This is a genomic window from Leptolyngbya sp. GGD, from assembly GCF_026735145.1.
In the GTDB taxonomy this organism is placed as follows: domain Bacteria; phylum Cyanobacteriota; class Cyanobacteriia; order Leptolyngbyales; family Leptolyngbyaceae; genus Leptolyngbya; species Leptolyngbya boryana.
This window is the reverse complement of record NZ_JAPQKE010000001.1, coordinates 303,432-321,577: the sequence shown is the minus strand read 5'-3', so window position 1 is coordinate 321,577 and position 18,146 is coordinate 303,432. Positions and strand designations below refer to the sequence as shown.

Genomic DNA, 18,146 nt, shown 5'->3' with positions numbered 1-18,146 from the left:
TGAGCAAAATCGTTTTTACTTCCGATCAACAGTTTCTACCCGGAATCGTTCTACCGACGTTAGCAAGTCACGCGCAACCCCTACTAGGTTTTGCAGTGACCCTGACACGCGTTGAGCTTCTTGCGAAGTCTCTTGTGCAGTCAATTCCACGGATTGCATCACTTGAGCGACATTCCGTGAAGTTTCGGTCTGCTCAACCGTATCGGCGGTAATTGATCTCACAAGTGTGTCAATGACGCTCGATACTTGAATAATGTCTTCGAGTGAGCGCTTCGCTTGTTCAGCGAGCCGGGTTCCCTCGATAACTTGTTGAGTTCCTTCTTCCATCGCGGTCATTACTGATCCAGTTTCACCTTGAATCTGTAATACGATTTGTTCAATCTCTTTCGACGCTTTTGCGGCTCGGTCTGCTAACTGTCGAACTTCATCTGCAACGATTGCAAATCCTCGTCCTGCTTCTCCTGCTCTTGCTGCCTCAATACTGGCGTTCAATGCAAGAAGATTGGTTCGAGACGCAATCTGCGAAATTAAGGCAACAATCTTAGAAATCTCTTGCGAAGATTCCGCGAGTCGTTTAACTTTACGCGTCGTTTCTGCCACTGTTTCTCGAATTTCGAGAATACCAGCCACAGTACGTTCTACCGCTTCACCGCCCTTCAAGGCAGTCGAAGACGCAGTTCTTGCGACTTCTTCGGCTTCACGAGCGCTCTCTGCTACACGCTGAATTGAGTTGGTCATCACCTGTACAGAGTTCAGGGTTACCGCGAGTTCTTCAGCTTGACGCAATGCGTCAGAAGACAAACTGCGAGCGAACATCTCATTTTCCGTGGAACCCTTACTGACCTGACGTGCAGCTTGTTTTACCTGTTGAACGATTTCACGCAGGTTCTGAATGGTTAAGTTGAATGAGTCAGCAACCGCTCCAAGGACGTCAGCAGTAACCTCTGCTTGTACCGTCAAATCACCGCGAGCCGCACCTTCTACATCATCGAGTAAGCGAATCACCTGGCGCTGTAAATCTTCTTTCGCTTGCTCTTGTTCTTCTGCCTTACGTTGCGCCTCGCTGGTCGTAGTCAGAATCACACGAGTCATTTGGTTAAAGTTGGTCGAGAGTTGACCAAGCTCATCTTCTGCAAAAACAGTAGCCCGTGCTTGAAGATTGCCCTGACAGACCGAATCAAATTGGGCTTTGAGGTCATCGGTCGATCGCTTCATATGCCGAGCAGTCATTTGACCGACCGCAAATGCTGCACCACCACCGCAAACACCACTCGCCAGAGCCATCACAATCCCAGTTGTGCGCAGCTGAGAAACAACAGCTCCATTATTGTTTTGAGCCGCCTGATTGGAAGCGACAAAGCTAACCACTGCAACCGCTACTGCTGAGACAATCCCAGCAGCTCCAGCAGCAATCAACTGCTTAGTTGCGAATGAAGCATTCTCAAGTGGAGCTAACCAACCTTGTTCAACAGTCGGGGTCGGTTCTGAACTTGGAACATCTAATTGAGTCGTAAAACTTGGGACCTGTTCAGTTGTGCTGGACATGCTGAAAAGTTCATCATCCTGGAAGGCTGAACCATCTCTATTAGAAGGTGCAAAATCCGAACCTTGCCCAAAATCAACTTCAGCGCTGTCCGAAGCAGCGGACATATTTGAATTGAATCCAAACGCACTTCCAATCGAAGGACTGGTAAATCCGGCTGAATCCTCAGATAGATCAAAATCTGAAAGATTTCCCAGATCATCAAAGTCTTCAAAATCGTCTAGGAAATCAACATTGCTTTGATTGCCTGGCGTTGAGACCGGATGATTTCGACTGCCGTTTTGCGGCTCATCGTAGATCGGCGCAAATTTGTTCTGCTCAGTTGGCATCTCGAATGCAGCTGCAGCTTGCTCATCATAGAAGCCCGGAGCCGCCATAAACAAAGTTTCTTCACTGGTATCCCGACTTGTAACGCGACTGATTGGAACAGCCATGTCTCCCTGGGACATGCCTGGATCAGTTGAAACTGTAGACATGCTGCCGTGCGAAGGCTCATCATCTGAGGCAAAGACTTGATCAAAATCATCCAGTGCATTCGAGAAGTCTTGGCTCACTACGGATTCGTCCTGCATTGAGAACGGCGCATCCGATGAAGCTGAAACTGCAAACGGATCATCTAACCCGATCGAAGCTCCAACTTTTGAACCATCACCGTTGTGCTGTGCGCCAAAGGGATTTCCAAAAGACGACGATTCTTCTGTAGTTGCTTTGAAATCGTCATCGAATGCGAAGTCATCCAGTGAATTTGCAGATTCTTGTGATAGATAAGCAGATTCGTCAAATCCTGAATAATCTGTTTCTAGACTGGTATCTGCAAAGCTATCGGCAGAGCTATCTGAAAATTGACCCGCATAAGCCAGACCACTATTCGCGTAATCAACAAATTCTGGATCAGAGGTGAGATCGAGAACAGACTGGTATTGCTCTTGCGCCACATCATACTTTTGTAAGCCATAGCAGTAGATGTGACCCCGTAAGAGTCGAGCACTAGGATCTTGAGGATAATTATCAACTAAGCGATCGACGATGCCAGCCGCTTCCTCATACTTGCCCTGCATATAGGCGCGCTCTGCCTGCTGATATTCTTGAGCGAATTCATTTCCTCGTGCCATATGCCTCCTCCTGCAAGTACGTGCTGCTCTGAAAACGGGATTTGAAAATAGGAGCAGTTAGGGTAAAGTGAGAATAATACATGCTGCGACCTAGTATGGCGAAATGTACCGAAAAAAATTTCAAGTTTTCGCCTCCCCCCTCAGCAAATAAATCTTTACCGTTCAGGGAACTTTCCTTTGCAAAATAGTTCCCCTGTTCCTTTACAGAATCTACAAATTGATCTGAATAATGTGAAGAATCAATTAGGCATTGTTTCATGCTGCCCACCTCGCTGATCGCAAAATCGCCACCTGATCGAGCAGGCGCAAACATTGGCTCCCATCTTGACCGAGTACCCACTCTCCGCGCAAGAAGGGTGCAACACTATCGGGAGCCGCCGTCGTCGCTTGGACATTCTCGATATCGAGCCATTCCATTCCTAGAATCCGATCAACCGCTAGCCCTAACATAATGTCTTGATCTTCAATCGCAATCACCGAAATCTCTGGGCGATCGGTGTTGAGGGAAGCCGCATCGCCCAAGAATTGACCCAAATCTGCCACCCAAACAACACGCCCTCGAACATTGAGTGTGCCAAGCAGAAGCGGCGAAACGTTTGGAACAGGCGTAATCCGGTCTGGGGATGGAGAAAGGACTTCTCGAATTCCAGTGGCAGGTAACGCAAACTCAGCTCCAGAGGGTGTGTAAAATCGCAAATGCAACTCACCTTCGGGGCTTTCTAACTCCTGAAATTCGGGCGCTTGATCCTGCCCTCTTCCTGTTAAGAAATCTGGACTTCCCACCATTACGACTGTTCCTAACCGCGCAACAATTGTTTGACTGTACCGACGAGTTCAGTGGGCTGAAAGGGTTTAGCAATATAGGCATCTGCCCCCTGCTTCATGCCCCAATAGCGATCGAACTCTTCTCCTTTGGACGAACACATCACGACTGGCACTTTCTGAGTTTTGGGATCGGCTTTGAGCCGACGGCAAACCTCATAGCCATTCATTCGAGGCATGACAATATCCAAAACCACAAGATCAGGACAATGCCCTTGAATGTGTTCCAAGGCTTCAACGCCATCGGTCGCGATCGTCACCTCAATGCCACTTCCCTTAAGCAGATCAGTGATCATCTCTCTTTGGGTGACACTATCTTCCACGACTAAAACTGTACTCATAACCCCCTACCTGTGAGCTTGGCTAAACCGATGACGGGAGAAACTCGCCCCTGTTGACCTTGAATCATTACTAACAAAGTACCCGCAAATACTGAATTAATCTGATACCATTCAAAAATCAAGTATTTTTACGAGGCATTTAAATTTAATTCCGCCTCTAAAGCATCTAAAACTTGCTGTGTGGTTGTCAGGATTTCAGGATGTCCAACCCCAACATATTTTTCTAATAACATCAAAATCTCATGCTCTCCAAAAGGTTTCGTTAAATAGTCTGTAGCTCCAACCATGCGTGCTCGGACACGATCGATGAATCCATCTTTCCCAGTCAGCATCAAAATTGGAGTCTGCCGAAATGCTGTGGATTGTCGCAACATGGCACAAAGTTCGTAGCCATCGAGTTCTGGCATCGCAATATCGCAGAGGATCAAATCCGGTTTGATTTGAAAGACAAGACTCAGTGCAGTCAGTGGATTCTCGATCGTACTGACATCGTACCCATTGCGATCCAGCATTAATTCTACTGCCTTGCACACAGTTGAACTGTCATCAATACAAAGGACTTTTGGAGCCTTAGCATTGAGTCCCAATTCTAAAGGAGTGCGAGAAGTAGAATGCACCGAAGGATGAACGGCGTTGAGTTGTAGCCAACCGCGCTGAACATACGGATAGATTGCCCTCGCGACAGCAGAAATATCACGGTTTAAATAACGCGCGATCTGCCGAATTGAGGTTTGTCCATCGGTATAGCGATCGAGCAGTTGATAAGTGGCTTTCGGTAAAGCTGCGGATAACTGCTCTCGATCAACAATGATGGGACATTGGTCGGGAGTATGTAAATACGGATGAAGCTGTTTCCACTCTTGGACTTGCTTCAACGCATTTCTCGCCAAGGGTGCAATTTCCATCGTCAATAGCTGCGGAGTCAGGGCGTTTCCTAGCTCAAAAATAAAAGAGCCTTGATGTAAACTCAGCAGATCAAATAATGTCTCACGCACCATGCCTTGAATAATGCTGCGTCCTTGAGCGGGTGTCACGAGATGATTTTCGAGTAACGCCCACAAGCAGCCGTATTCTGGCGTATTGAAAGTCGCGATCGACGAAGCAGGAATTTGGTCGATCGTAGTTTCAGCCCGATACCGATGCAAGTAATCTCTTAAGCGAGACAGATCTGATTCGGTTTCCCCTGCATAGACAATTTGACCATTCAGGAAAAAGACAAACCAAGAGGGGTGATTGCGCGATCGACGATGCACGACACCAGAAGGTGAGTACGCTTCAACGAACAATTCTCCTGTGCGCTGACCCAGTTCGATCAGTTGCAGGATACTCCTAATGTCAATTTCGCTGAGTTGACCTTGCATAGAGTTGTGCTATAGAGACAATTCGGCATTCACGGAGACCCCAGAATGAGAGCTACGTGAATTGTCCACACATTGTATCTATTAATGCTCAGGTGAACCGGATTTTTCGCAAGGTGAGATTTCGTAGCATGATAGTTTTTTTCAGTGAGTTGGGTAGAACGCAAACAATTCGGGCACATTAAGCGAAGCATTGGGCATCGAATAGGAGAGCTTTTAGTTGTGCTGTATCTAGCAGAAGTGATTCAGAAGAAAGGCGGAATCATGGGCGGTGGCAAGTCTGAACTGAAGTTACTGGCTTGTCAGCGAGGTGAACAGAATTGGAGCACGATTACCGCAGAAGAAGTGATTCCCTCAGAAGAAGCGAATAAATTTAGTCCTGGGTCACTTTTACTGGTTGATTTAACGGGCAACAAGCAGGTACAGCGCGTTCAGGAAGCAGGTCGCCCGATTGCGAACATTTTGCAGACTTTTTCGCGACTGCAAGAAAAAATTCGCACGAAAGAAGAGGAAATTGAGCAATGGAATGAGTCGCTGACTTATCAAAGTCAGGAGTTAACTCGCCGCGAAATGGAAATGGAAGCTCGGCAAGAAGAGTTGCAGCAGTTGGAAATTGAATGCCAACAAATGGAGCAACAACGCCAAGAGTTTCAAGCTGTTCGTGAAGAGGTGATGCGTCAGCAAGAAGAGCTAGAACGCAATCGTCAAGAAATGGCTGGCGCTTGGGAGCAGTTGCAAGGGCAAAGACAACAGCTAGAAGAACGCAAAGAGGAATTACTCGGTGCTTGTGTGTTAGATGAGGCGAAGGCGCAAGAACTGTGTCACATGCTTGATCGCTTCACTGAATCAGCAACTCTTCCCGAAACGGTTCGGCAGTGCAATGAACTCGTAGACTACCAGCAAAATCTGCTCAGCCATCATTGGCAAATATTAGAAGAACAACGGCAGTTAACCGAGCAAATGCGCCAAGAAGTCGGTCAGAAAGCAGATTACGTTGCTGAGCAGTGGCATATTTGGAACCAAGCACAAGAGTCGCTCGAAAATGCCAAAATTGAGATCAAGTCGCAGCAGTCGGTCTTAAAGAGCCAGCAAGAAATTGCACAATCGCTGACTGCACAGATTCAATATCATTCTGAGTTACATCAACATCTGCAAACCGCGATCGCAGGTGGAGGTGGAGAGGTACAGGTTGATATTCAAGAACTGGAGAATTTGCCGATCGAGGAACTTAAATCAATTGTCCAGAGCTTACAGGGCGAGTTTGACCAGTCTTCTCAATTTGTACATGGGCAAGAAGAAGAACTTCGCTTGAAAGAGAAAGAGATTCAAGAACTTAAAAATAGAATTGCTCAGGCGAGTGAGTTCGATCGCATGAGTCTCGAAAACGAATTGACGGATGAGCAGGATGCTTACGAATTTCTCAATCAGACCTTGGTTGGTCAGCGCCGGAGTTTGAGAGAGAAAGAATTGCAACTTCGTCAGCATAAATCCGTTCTGATTCGTCGAGGTGGGGCGGAGTCGGATCAAGACAGCGAATTGGATTTGTCAGTCGTATTTGCTCAGATTGAAACTCAACGTCAAAAGCAGTCGGAAGAGTTGCAACAAGTTGAGGCACGGATTCGAGAGATTGAATCTGCGATTCAACAGGCTCAGGATTACGTGAATTCACAATCGGGTGAGCAAGAAGCAAAGCGGAATGAGTTGAAGCAACTTGAGGAAGCATTGCAATCTCAGCGAGTTTCAGCAGCAGAACTGGCAGGACGAGTTGCCCTGTATCAAGAAATGCTGCAACCGATTCAGGATTCGATTACAACAATGCGTCAACATCTGGAAGTGATTGCACAGTCAGGTGGACAGCACTCTGCGATCGAAGACATGAAGCGGGCGATTACAGAATTGACTCGAAAGCCGGAATTTGCGATGGCTTAATCGATGTTTCTTGCTTCGATTGGAGGGAGTTAAATCTCCCTCGATTCCAAAACTTAGAGGACTTTAAAGAGTGGTGAGAATTTCGTCACTCTGAGCTTGGAATTCTTTGAGTGAGGTTAGTCGAGGGACTTGAGTTGAATCTGATCTGCGTTGACTTCTGCGATCGTTTTTTCGATGAACGGATCAGTGCGCGATCGATTTGGAGCCGTAATCAATCCAACGCATTTTTCGACTTGCTCGAAGTTTGGGTTGAAATTGAGCGATCGCATCAGAAATTGACGAATGACTCTGCGCTGAATCGCGAGAGGAATTTTACGAAGAATGGTGCGATCGAGACTTTGAGAAGTTATGTCGATCGCGGTTTCATAGAATTCTGAAGCGACTGTTTCTAAATATTCCACTTCAGCGGATAAGAGTTCCATCGTTTGGGCGAGATGGGATTCGACTTGAGCATTGAAATTATGCTTGAGGGAAGGAAGCAACTCTTGGCGAATGCGATTGCGCGCATAGGCTAGATCATTGTTTGTGCTGTCTTGCCAGATGGGAAGGTTGCGATCGTGGCAGAATTCAGCCGTCTGCGATCGCATGATTTCGAGCAAGGGTCGTACCAGTTTGACTGTTGGAGTCAGTTGACGTGTCCAATTGAGTGAGCTTAACCCATCTGCTCCGCTGCCTCGGATTAGATTAAATAAAAGAGTTTCAGCGCGATCGCTGGCAGTGTGCCCGGTGACGATGGTGTGAAATCCTTCGATCGATTGCAGTTGAGCGTATCGCCATTCTCTTGCGGACGCTTCGTTGGGGGGAGGAGAATCGGCAGTTTTGAGATAGAAGGGGAGATTCCAGGATTGAGCGAGAGTCGCAATGTGATCAGCGTTGGCTTGGGAGTCGGCGCGCCAGCGATGATCACAATGAGCAATCGCGAGATGCCAATTCCAACGATCGCGTAAATCGATTAAAAGTTGAGCGAGACAGAGAGAATCCTGACCACCAGAGAGCGCAATTAGAATCGATTCGTGTTTTGGCAGTAGCGATCGACTACGAAGGGTGCGATGAATTTTGGCGTGGAGAGGTGTCCAAGAACTCGCCATATTTAGAACAAAGTGAGTACGATCGTGAAATTCGCTTAAATTCAACGATTTCAGAACTTTTTGAATTTTACAAGTCTACCAGTGCGAGTCCTTCTCTTTTTTGCTTGAGTCTGCTTGGGAATACTTTTAGCTGAGCAAATTGATCTCAGCTAGGAGGAACAGGTCATGAGTTCAGAGACTTTTGGATTTTCAGTATTTCGCGACTGGATGCGAGAAAAACAGTTGAAGTACAGCATTTTTGCCGTAGAAGCTCCGGTTGAGACCATTGCAGATGAATTGATGAAGGTGTTCAAAGTTGAGCAGTGGCAACAGAATATTGAGCACACAGGCACATTCGCTGATTTGCAAGGTGTACCGATCGTGAAACTGAAAGGCAGTCCTTGGTCGATCGTGTATTGGAATTTGCAACGCCCGTTAAATATCAAGCAAGATTGTCGTCGGATGTCTCAAGCGCTGGATGGAAAAATTATCCAACTATGGGAAAACACCTCTGGATTAGTCGAGTGGGTGGTTTGGCAAGACGGGGAAAAACAGGAAGAATGCGAAAGAATGCCAGGCGGTGATCCACCTTTTCTGGAATCTTCTCTTAGAAACATAGATCGATGGGTTGAACAATTCGAGGAACTTTATGAGGGTGATGAAGCAACCTTACAAGAGCCGCTAGACAACACCTTTGCAGAGTTGTTAGGAAAGCAGAACGTTTACATTCCTGCGCCCAATCTGAACTGGTCATCAGAGGAAGTTGAGCGAGTCGATTTGCTCGTGCTGCCTGCAAAAACATTAGGGATGGCAGATTTTCAGAAACAGATGTACGAAGGACATCCTGAGTATGCAATTTTTGCAGTCAAAGCTCCGATTGCTCAAGTTTCTGAGTTAGTTGCGCAATACTGCAAGGCAAGCGCCTGGGAAAAAGATATTCAAGAACCAGTAGCAATTTGGAATCTGAGAAAAAAAGACAGCCAATACTGTTTACCTGTCATTCAGCCCAGCGAGAATGAATGGACGGTAGTTTACTGGGGCATGGGTTATTGGCAAGATATCGCAGAGATGTGCCAAGAGATCTCTTCTCACTTGAATACTGATGTGATGGAGATTAGTGAAGAAGATACTTCTGGGGCGATCGGGTATTCGCTCTTTTCCCAAGGCAGATTACTTGAGCGAATGGAATGGTGCGACGAACTATATTTTGAGTCTGAACTGCGAGAGGAGCCGGAATTTGATGATTTTGAAACCAGCGAGTGGGATACGATGTGTCGCTTTATCAACGATCGCTTTATCGAGGAAGGTATCTACATTCCTACCTGGGATTTAGAGGTGACCGATGAATTGCTGGAGCAGGTTGATTTGATTCCCCACTCCTAGCAAGCCTGATGTAGCATTTACGCGATCGCAGAACGATGAGTTCTAATGCGATCGCTGCTCTGCTCCAGCAGAACGGAGAAGGTCGATGACTTCATGATGCCCCCAGTAGCGAGCCTCAGACATCGCCGTTTTACCCTCACGAGACTTGTGGTTAACATTAGCCCCTGCGGCGATTAAAAGTTGTACGATCGTCGTTTCACCTTTTGCCGCAGCATACATTAATGCTGTCCAACCATCCCTTGATTCAGGTATATCGATATTGACACCCTCTTGAATCAAAGTTTTGACCAAGCCTGCATTGCCATTAAATGCAGCAGAGCGCAACATTTCCTCACGCGCCGCATTACTGACAGCATCATTTTTGCCCTGAGTGGCGGAAGTCATCAGAGTCGAAATCTCTTTCCCTGCATAGGTTGCACTCTCAAAAGGTGTCCCATCCCAATTTTTCTTATGTGGATCGGCTCCAAATTCTAAAAGGACTCTGACCGCTTCAACAGATTTTTCCTGAACTGCCAAAAATAAAGCTGTTTCACCTCGCTTATCTTGAGCATCTACGGTTGCACCAGACTTGATGAGAAACTGAATAATCTCAGCATGATCAGACTCAGCAGCATACATCAATGGAGTTTTACCGAGCTTTTTCCCAGGTCGATCGCTTAAATTGACTTCGGCTCCAGTTTCGATAAGAATCTGTACTGCTTCTAGATGCCCCCGTTCTGCCGCAAACATCAAAGCAGTTTTGTGACGCGGACTTCGCCGTTCTTGCGGTTCACTGGCATTAGGATTGATGCCTGCTCGTAGTGCCGATCGTAAATCTTCTAAATTGCCTTGCTTCGCTGCACCCAGTAAAAAAGCTTCCGAAAACTCTTCAGTGCCCGCAGGAATAGGGGTGCCTGCTTGTTTGAGTAAACGAACGATCTCGGTATATCCTTGCTGAATTGCAATATCTCTTGCAGTGCGTCCCTTCTTGTCCAAAATCGTAACATCTGCCCCTGCTGCCAAAAGTGCCTGAACAACATCTGTATGCCCGTGATCCGCGGCATAATGCAGAGCCGATCTGAGTTCTGAGCGTTTTATGATCTCGGATTCCAGACCTTGCATTAGAACATGAATAATTGCCCTGGAAGGATCTTCGATTGTGCTGGGATCTGCTCCACCCGCCAGTAAAATATTCACGAAATCGAGGTTTCCTTGTGTTGCTGCTACCATCAAAGCCGTTCTGCCCTGATAATCCCGAATATCGAGATTTGCTCCAGCCTTGACCAGCGATCGTAAAATTGCAACCATCCGGGCAGGGAGTTCTGTCTCATCCTCATTCAAGCCCCATCCTGATAAAGCTTTAGCCATTTCAGGTGCAGAGAAAACAGCAATCAATGGAGATAAGCCATCTTGTCTCGGCAAATCTGGATCTGCTCCAGCGTCTAGAAGAACTTGCACAATTCCATCATTGCCATGTAGGCAAGCGTCAACCAGTGCAGTGTCTCCCATGGAGTTCTGAGAATTGACTGGACAACCAGCTCCAAGCAATCGTTGAACAATTTCCGGTTTGTTCGTTTTCGAGGCAGCTTCAGCAAGAAGATTGTAGCCAGTCTCAAATACGACTTCCGCTCCAGCTTCTAGAAGAATTTTCAGAAGATCTAAATTGCCTTTGTTGATTGCTTTAGTTACAGGGCGCAACATAGGAGGATTCCAATTTAAATCTGCGCCTGCTGCAATCAAGATTTTGACAATTTCTAGAGATTCACGCTCAAGAGCAAATTCCATCGCATCAAAGTCGAAAAATTGATTGATGCGAACGTTGACATCAGCACCGACTTCAACCAATGCACGAACAATATCCGTCCGTTCTGCCATGACTGCTGACATTAAAAGCGTTGGCTGGTTTTTCTGCCGCGTTTGAGCTTCGACTGCCACTAATTCACGTAGGACATCAGTCTGACCTGCGTGTACAGCTTGAGACAACGCATCGAATACTTCAGTAGCATTCACATCAGATGAATCAGCTTTTCCGACAACTGCTTGTGTAATCGTCTGGATCAAATCTCCCACTTGTTCGATCTGCGATGGCGTATTGCGATCGCGATTAACAAGATTTGCGATCGCATCTCTCAAACTTAGTTCATTAGAAGACATTCAAATCACTCCAAGCAATTGAAAAGTGTAGCTTGGAGATCATTAAGCCCAATTCTGTCTAGGTTCTACACCAATTAGGCTTAGGTCAATTTAATAATCGTCGCCAGAATAAATATCGTCGATGTTGCGCGGACGCAAGCGATCCGTGAGCGGTTCTGGCTGAATCACATCTGGTTGGCGGGCAGAAGATCGCTCTGGTAAGCGTTCCTGCGGTCGCAACGGCGCAAATTCTAAGCGAATTCTGACTCTGCCACGTTGCCAGCCTGTGCCTGAATTGAAGCGCAGTGCTTCACACTCTAAACCATCCTCAAACCAGGCTTCGTTATCTTCTGTCCATTCCCCTTCTCGATCGCTGACCGCTTGCGCCAACTGGTCAAGGAATTCACTCACCTTGAACGTCGGATTGGTCATCAACACGCGACCGCGATCAACGAACAAGACTTCATCATCATTCATTGGGGTAAATCCGTTATCCATTCTCAATCCTCGTCGATCGCGTTCTCTTGTGCATTATAAGAACCATCCGTAGCTATGGAGTCCTTTACCCAAAAGATTCACCCCTAAATAACAGACCCAAACGACGACAAATCCCACTGCTGCAAGGATCGCAGGACGACGACCTTGCCAGCCTTTGGTGATGCGCGCATGTAGATAAGCCGCAAAAACCAGCCATGTGATCAATGCCCACGTTTCTTTAGGATCCCAACTCCAATAAGAGCCCCAGGCTTCATTCGCCCAAACGCCTCCTGCAATAATGCCGATCGTCAAAAGCGGAAAGCCGAGTCCAATCACGCGATAGCTAATATTGTCCAGGGTATCTGCAAGAGTTAGACGTTGCGGAGAAAGGGTTGTCTTTTCTAAAACTGCGGTTCCACCTGCATTGACACTCACTTCTTCTGAACGGTGAAGCTGATAGGATTTTTCACGGTAGCTGCCTGTTCCGACAGAACTGCCTCGAAGTTCAATATTCTGTCCGCGAGTGACGACTAAAAACGCGATCGCCAAAAGCGATCCCACCATCAAAGTTGCATAACTGAGCATCATGACGCTGACATGCATCATCAGCCAATTGGATTTCAAGGCAGGAACCAATGGCGCAGAAGCCTGCATCGTATCGGGTAGCGTCAGAGCGGCAAAAGCCGTGATTGCCATTGCAACGGGCGCTGTGACAATGCCGACGAGATTGCTTTTGCTCATATTTTCAGCGATCAAGTGCATCGTGGTAATGCCCCAGACCAGGAAAAAGAGCGATTCGTAAAGATTGCTGAGGGGGAAATAGCCTGCTTCGATCCAGCGAGCAGCAAGGAGTGCAGCCGTAGAGAGATTTGCGATCGCCATTCCTGCCGTCCCCAGAGTCGATGCGTAAGGCACCTGGGGAAAGGCTGCACCAACCCAATAGATCAGCATTGTGGCGAATAACACAGCAAATGACAGATTATCTAAAACGCCTTGGAGTGCAACCAAATCCATTGTTGTTTCCTTACGGGGATTAATCGAAGTTTACAGTGTCTCTCAATTGTATAAGGCGAAGGGGCGTTCCGAGTTTTACCGAGTGTCGTAATGAAGTTTGGATTTTGGTATTGCAAAGACCCAGACAAGTTTAAAAGAACACGTCAGAATAGAGAACAAATCATCAGAATCATAGAAGAGGTGCTTGTGGCTTTATACGCAGAATTGCATCGTCACTTGGGTGGATCGGTTGTGCCTCGGATTCTCTGGCGTTATTTAGAACGAAGTGAATCAGATTTAATTGATCGGTTTTCCGATTATCCGGAGTTTGAGGATTTTTATACCCGACCTCGCAATACGTTGGATGAGTACTTGGAATTGCATACGATCGTGGAAGGGGTGCAAACGGCGGAAGCGTTGCCCTATTTCATTTATCGTTTGATGCGCGGAGCTTATATTTTCGAGAATTTGGCGTATTTGGAGCTTCGCTATACGCCTTATTTGCGAACGAATCCGAATTTGGATCAATCGCGTCGGATTGAGCAAATGACTGAGATTGCTCAGATTGTGGGGCGATCAAGTCGATTGAAGGAGTATCCAATCGTCAGCAGTCAAATCCTGTGTATGCACTCGAAGCTGCCGTATGAGGTGAATCGAGCGATCGTAGATTTGGCGGCGCAGATGCCGGAGAATATTTGCGCGATCGATTTGGCAGGCGGTGATGCTTACTATGGGGAGCGAATGGAAGAGTTTATCGAGTTGTTTGAATATGCTCGATCGCTCAATATCAAAGCGACTTGCCATTTGTATGAAACGGAAGGACATTATCCGGAATTGCTGCCATTTTTGAATCGCATCGGGCATGGGATTCAGATTCCGCTTCGGTATCCGCATCTGTTGAAAGAAGTCGCGCAACGGAAGCAATGTTTGGAGGTTTGTCCGACGACTTATCTGAAAACGGGAACGCTTCAGGAGATTCGCCAACTCAAACAGGTGTTTGATCAATGCTTTGACGCAGGCGTTGATATTGCGATCTGTACAGATAATGCGGGTTTGAATGATGTGCGGTTGCCTTTTGAGTATGAAACGCTTCTGACACAGGATGTAATTGGGTTTGAAGAGTTGCAGGCTTGTCAGGATGCGGCGTTTCGTCATGCGTTTGCGTGGCAGTATGCTCAGCGTCCGGCTTCGTTACTCGATCGCTTGTTGAAATCAGAGGCAAGTTAGAGAGAGACATGGAGAAATTACAGGACTGCTTCCTGTCTCTCTCATGAGCGGATTGAGAAGACTCGAGAAGCGATCACCACGGAGGAAAAGAAGTGTGATCGCTTCCTAACAAAATCCTGTACTTCTACTGAAATCAATTCATAGGGCTTGTATTCTGATGGTGAGATGAAAAGCCCAGAATGAATTCATGAGTGACGTTTTTATTTCCTACTCTCGCAAAGATAAGGCGTTTGTCCAGAAGTTACATGAAGCATTGCGATCGCAGAATCAAGAAACCTGGGTAGATTGGGACTCGATTCAGAAAACAGAGGAATGGTGGCGAGCGATCGAGCGGGGAATTGAAGGGGCGAATACGTTTGTGTTTGTGCTTTCGCCAGATTCGATCTCGTCAGATATTTGCCGGGATGAGATTGATCATGCGGTGAAGCACAATAAGCGATTGGTTCCGGTGGTCTATCGAGAAGTTGCAGTGGATCTAGTCCATGAAGCACTTCAGAAATTAAATTGGTTGTTCTTTCGGGAGCAAGACCCGTTTGAAACAACGTTTGCCGAATTAGTTACGGTGATTGGGACGGACTTGGAGCATGTGCGATCGCATACGCGGTTAGAAGTGAAAGCGATCGAGTGGGAGCGAGAGGGACGTAATCCGAGTTTTGTGCTGCGAGGAGAGGATTTAGTGCGATCGCAAGCTTGGCTGGTGCAGGCAGAACAGAAGCAACCGAAACCGACGGAACTTCAGCGCGAGTATATTAGCGCAAGTCAGACGAGTGAAAAAGAAGCCGCGATTTTGCTCAAGGCGGGACAACGGGCAAGGCACATGGTGCAGGTTGGTTCTGGGGTGTTACTGACGACATTATTTGGAGCAGTAATCGCTGCTCATTGGGCATGGAGAATAATTGATCAAGCAAAAGCAGCAGCAAAAATTGAGCGTTTAGGAGCTGAAGCCTTGAGACAATTTGAATCTGACCAACCAGAAGGACTACGATTAGCAATGCAAGCAGGCTTTGAGTTGCAAAACTGGGTACATAACAAGCGCCTCGATCAATATCCTGCTTTTAGCCCAGTTTTAGCATTACAGTTCAACTTAGAAAGAATCCGAGAAACAAAATTTCCAGGTCAGCTAGGTTTTATTTACAGTGCTGCTTTCAGCCCCGATGGCAAGTTGATTGCTACAGGTGGAGAAGATGGTAGTACTAGATTGTGGAGTATTGATGGTAAGAATGTTATTACAATCAACGGCAATCAAGGCGATATCAGAAGTGTTGCTTTCAGCCCCGATAGTAAGTTGATTGCTACAGGTGGAGAAGATGGTAGTACTAGATTATGGAGTATTGATGGTAAGAATGTTATTACAATCAACGGCAATCAAGGCGACATCAGAAGTGTTGCTTTCAGTCCTGATGGTAAGCTAATTGCCACAGGAGGATATGATGGCAGCGCCAAACTGTGGAATATAGAGGGAAAGAACATGGTGACAATTAATGGTAGGTCACTTAGCCCTGTCGCAGGTGACAGCAATCTTGTAGCAATTAGTGGTATCGCAGAGAGTCCCAACAGTGTCTATAGTTTGGCGTTTAGCCCTGATAGCAAGTGGATTGCCACAGGTGAAGCCGACGGGAGCGTAAAACTTTGGAATATGGAGGGAAAGAACATTGCTACAATTAGGGGCCGCCAAGGTAGCGGCAACGTCTATAGTTTAGCATTCAGCCCTGATGGCAAGCTTGTTGTTATTGGCTACTCTGACGGCAGTGTTACACTCTGGAACAGAGAGAGTAAAAATACGAGTTCCCTTAACGGTGGTCTAGGCACGATTCGAGGTTTAGCATTTAGTCCTGATGGCAAATTTATTGTTACAGGCGGAAGTAGTGGTATCACATTTTGGGAGAAGAACGGAAAGAATATCGCTACGATTGAGACAAATCAGGGTGGCATCTACAGTTTAGCATTTAGCCCTGATGGCAACCGCATTATCACAGGTGGAAGTGATGGCAGCATCAAACTTTGGGACAAAGCTGGTAAAAGCATTGTTGCTCTCAATATTGATGAGATGGGTATTGCAAGCATAGCTTTTAGCCCTGATAGTAATCATATTGCCGTAGGAAAGAACAATGGAATTGCCCAAATTTGGCACAAAGAAGGTAATCTCATTACGACACTAAAAAGTAATCAAGGTAGAGTGTCACGTGTAATCTTTAGTCCTGATGGCAGCCGTATCTCTACGACTGAATACTCTGGTGCCACCGCAGCAATGAGCAGTATTACTAAAATATGGGATATGACTGGGAATAGTCTGGTCACAATCACGAGCGACCAGCACAACGTGTCGAGCTTGGCGTTTAGTCCTGATGAAAGTCGCATCGCTACAGGTGGAAACGATGGTAGTACTAAGCTTTGGGACAAAGAGGGCAAAAATATCGCGACTCTTGATGGTCAGCAAAAAAGAGTATCAAGTGTTGCATTCAGTCCAGACGGGACTCGTATTATGACAGCTGGATTTGATGGTAGTGTGAAATTCTGGGACAAGTCTGGCAAGCACCTTACCACAGTTAACGATCGTTTAGGCGCACTTCTGGAGGTAGCCTTTAGCCCTAATGGTAACCTGATTGCTGTTAGTGGAAGAGATGGTATTACTCAGCTTTGGAACAGGGATGGTCTTCCCATCACTACAATTAATCATGATAAAGCTGCTCAACGAGGAATTGTTTTTGGTTTAGCATTTAGTCCTGATAGCACACAAATTGCTACAGTAGCAGGCAATGGCAGCATTAAACTCTGGAATAAAAATGGCAATCAGATTGGGCAGTTTGAAGGCGGTTTTCCAGCAGCGATTAGTCCAGACTGGAAAACCATCGCGATCGTTGAAAATCCTTCCTTCTTTGGCATACCATTCCCCAATTCTGAACCGTCGATTGTCAAACTGTATCGTATTGATCTCAGCCTCGACAGCCTCCTGCGCCGCGCCTGCCAACACCTAAAGCCTTACATACTCGACGATCCCAACCAGAAAACCGAGCAATCTCAGTGTGAACAACATTTAGGGGAAAGTTGGGAAGCAGAGAGAACAGCAAACTAATTATATAGACGATGAGAGATTGAGCGATCGTAAATCAGCACTTTCAACTTAGTCTTGACGCGATCGGGAGACCCTGTATGATGAAGAAATAACGCTCCAAGGTAAATGAAATGGTCGTTACAACGTCTAAAACGAGTAGCGCATTGCTCTCTAATGTCACATGGGACACCCTGGAAAAACTTGATGCAGATATGGCAGGGACAGGGGCACGTCTCATTTATCTTGACGGATGGTTGGAGATTATGACCCCTTTGTCCGAAGCTCATGAAACCCCTAAGAAAACATGCGCTCAACTCTTAGAAGCCTATATGAGAGTGAAGAAAATTCGCTTTTATGCTGCGGGGAGTGCAACGATTGGGATGAAAGCCTTGGGTGCGCGTAAAGAACCCGATGAATCTTACTGTTTAGGAGAACGGAAACCGATTCCAGATATTGCGATCGAGATCATCGTCACGAGTGGTGGCATTGATGTGCTGGAAATCTATCGCCGGATTGGAGTTCAGGAAGTGTGGTTCTGGGAAGATGGTGTGATTTCAGTTTATTGTCTAAGATCGACAGGCTATGAATTGGTGCGTCAGAGTGAGTTGCTGCCAGAATTAGATCTGCGATCGCTAGAGTTTCATTCTCGCATGGCAGACCAATACGACGCAGTCGATGCCTTCATGAAAACGCTTCAAGAAAAATGAAATGACTTGCGCGATCGTAAATG

The 18,146-nt window shown here is 46.6% G+C and carries 13 protein-coding genes; 5 read left to right on the top strand and 8 right to left on the bottom strand.

The genetic code is table 11. From position 1 onward, the window contains the following. Positions 1–15: 15 nt before the first annotated feature. The 4 genes from OU814_RS01575 to OU814_RS01560 all read right to left on the bottom strand — a co-directional run bounded on the left by OU814_RS01575 (position 16) and on the right by OU814_RS01560 (position 5,179). Entirely contained in the window at positions 16–2,655 is a 2,640-nt protein-coding gene (locus tag OU814_RS01575; protein ID WP_017290866.1) for a methyl-accepting chemotaxis protein, read from the bottom strand. A gap of 255 nt (positions 2,656–2,910) precedes the next feature. Next, a complete protein-coding gene (locus OU814_RS01570) occupies positions 2,911–3,441 on the bottom strand; it encodes a chemotaxis protein CheW (RefSeq protein ID WP_017290868.1) in 531 nt (176 codons plus the stop codon). Between the two features lie 11 nt (positions 3,442–3,452). After that, positions 3,453–3,818 carry a response regulator transcription factor gene (locus OU814_RS01565; protein WP_017290869.1) on the bottom strand — a complete coding sequence of 122 codons (366 nt, stop codon included), beginning with the start codon at positions 3,816–3,818 and terminating at the stop codon, positions 3,453–3,455. 128 nt (positions 3,819–3,946) lie between these two features. Then, positions 3,947–5,179, bottom strand: coding sequence for a response regulator (locus OU814_RS01560; protein ID WP_190648439.1), 1,233 nt, complete (start codon positions 5,177–5,179; stop codon positions 3,947–3,949). Between the two features lie 144 nt (positions 5,180–5,323). Between OU814_RS01560 and hmpF the strand changes: the two genes are divergently transcribed. Continuing rightward, positions 5,324–7,105 (top strand): pilus motility taxis protein HmpF, encoded by a 1,782-nt coding sequence (gene hmpF / locus OU814_RS01555; protein WP_268179922.1) that lies wholly within the window; start codon positions 5,324–5,326, stop codon positions 7,103–7,105. Between the two features lie 116 nt (positions 7,106–7,221). Here the strand turns inward: hmpF and tilS are convergent, their stop codons facing one another. Further along, positions 7,222–8,193, bottom strand: coding sequence for a tRNA lysidine(34) synthetase TilS (gene tilS / locus OU814_RS01550; RefSeq protein ID WP_268179920.1), 972 nt, complete (start codon positions 8,191–8,193; stop codon positions 7,222–7,224). Between the two features lie 165 nt (positions 8,194–8,358). On the opposite strand from tilS, the gene OU814_RS01545 reads away from it, so the two are divergent. Next, the gene (locus OU814_RS01545; protein ID WP_268179918.1) at positions 8,359–9,555 is read left to right on the top strand and encodes a hypothetical protein; all 1,197 of its coding nucleotides are present in this window, start codon (positions 8,359–8,361) and stop codon (positions 9,553–9,555) included. 42 nt (positions 9,556–9,597) lie between these two features. Here OU814_RS01545 and OU814_RS01540 read toward each other — a convergent pair whose 3' ends face one another. The 3 genes from OU814_RS01540 to ccsB all read right to left on the bottom strand — a co-directional run bounded on the left by OU814_RS01540 (position 9,598) and on the right by ccsB (position 13,158). After that, positions 9,598–11,688 carry an ankyrin repeat domain-containing protein gene (locus OU814_RS01540; protein ID WP_268179916.1) on the bottom strand — a complete coding sequence of 697 codons (2,091 nt, stop codon included), beginning with the start codon at positions 11,686–11,688 and terminating at the stop codon, positions 9,598–9,600. A gap of 90 nt (positions 11,689–11,778) precedes the next feature. Continuing rightward, on the bottom strand, positions 11,779–12,165 hold the full coding sequence (locus tag OU814_RS01535) for a KGK domain-containing protein (protein WP_268179914.1): 387 nt from the start codon (positions 12,163–12,165) through the stop codon (positions 11,779–11,781). 33 nt (positions 12,166–12,198) lie between these two features. Beyond that, a complete protein-coding gene (gene ccsB, locus OU814_RS01530) occupies positions 12,199–13,158 on the bottom strand; it encodes a c-type cytochrome biogenesis protein CcsB (protein WP_268179912.1) in 960 nt (319 codons plus the stop codon). Positions 13,159–13,344: 186 nt separating this feature from the next. On the opposite strand from ccsB, the gene OU814_RS01525 reads away from it, so the two are divergent. The 3 genes from OU814_RS01525 (at position 13,345) to OU814_RS01515 (ending at position 18,123) form a co-directional block, all read left to right on the top strand. Continuing rightward, positions 13,345–14,364: an adenosine deaminase gene (locus OU814_RS01525; RefSeq protein WP_268179910.1), complete on the top strand. Its 1,020-nt coding sequence runs from the start codon at positions 13,345–13,347 to the stop codon at positions 14,362–14,364. 187 nt (positions 14,365–14,551) lie between these two features. Next, entirely contained in the window at positions 14,552–17,437 is a 2,886-nt protein-coding gene (locus tag OU814_RS01520) for a toll/interleukin-1 receptor domain-containing protein (protein ID WP_268179908.1), read from the top strand. Between the two features lie 110 nt (positions 17,438–17,547). Then, complete coding sequence (locus OU814_RS01515) at positions 17,548–18,123, top strand: Uma2 family endonuclease (RefSeq protein ID WP_190648460.1); 576 nt, start codon at positions 17,548–17,550, stop codon at positions 18,121–18,123. Positions 18,124–18,146 lie beyond the last annotated feature (23 nt).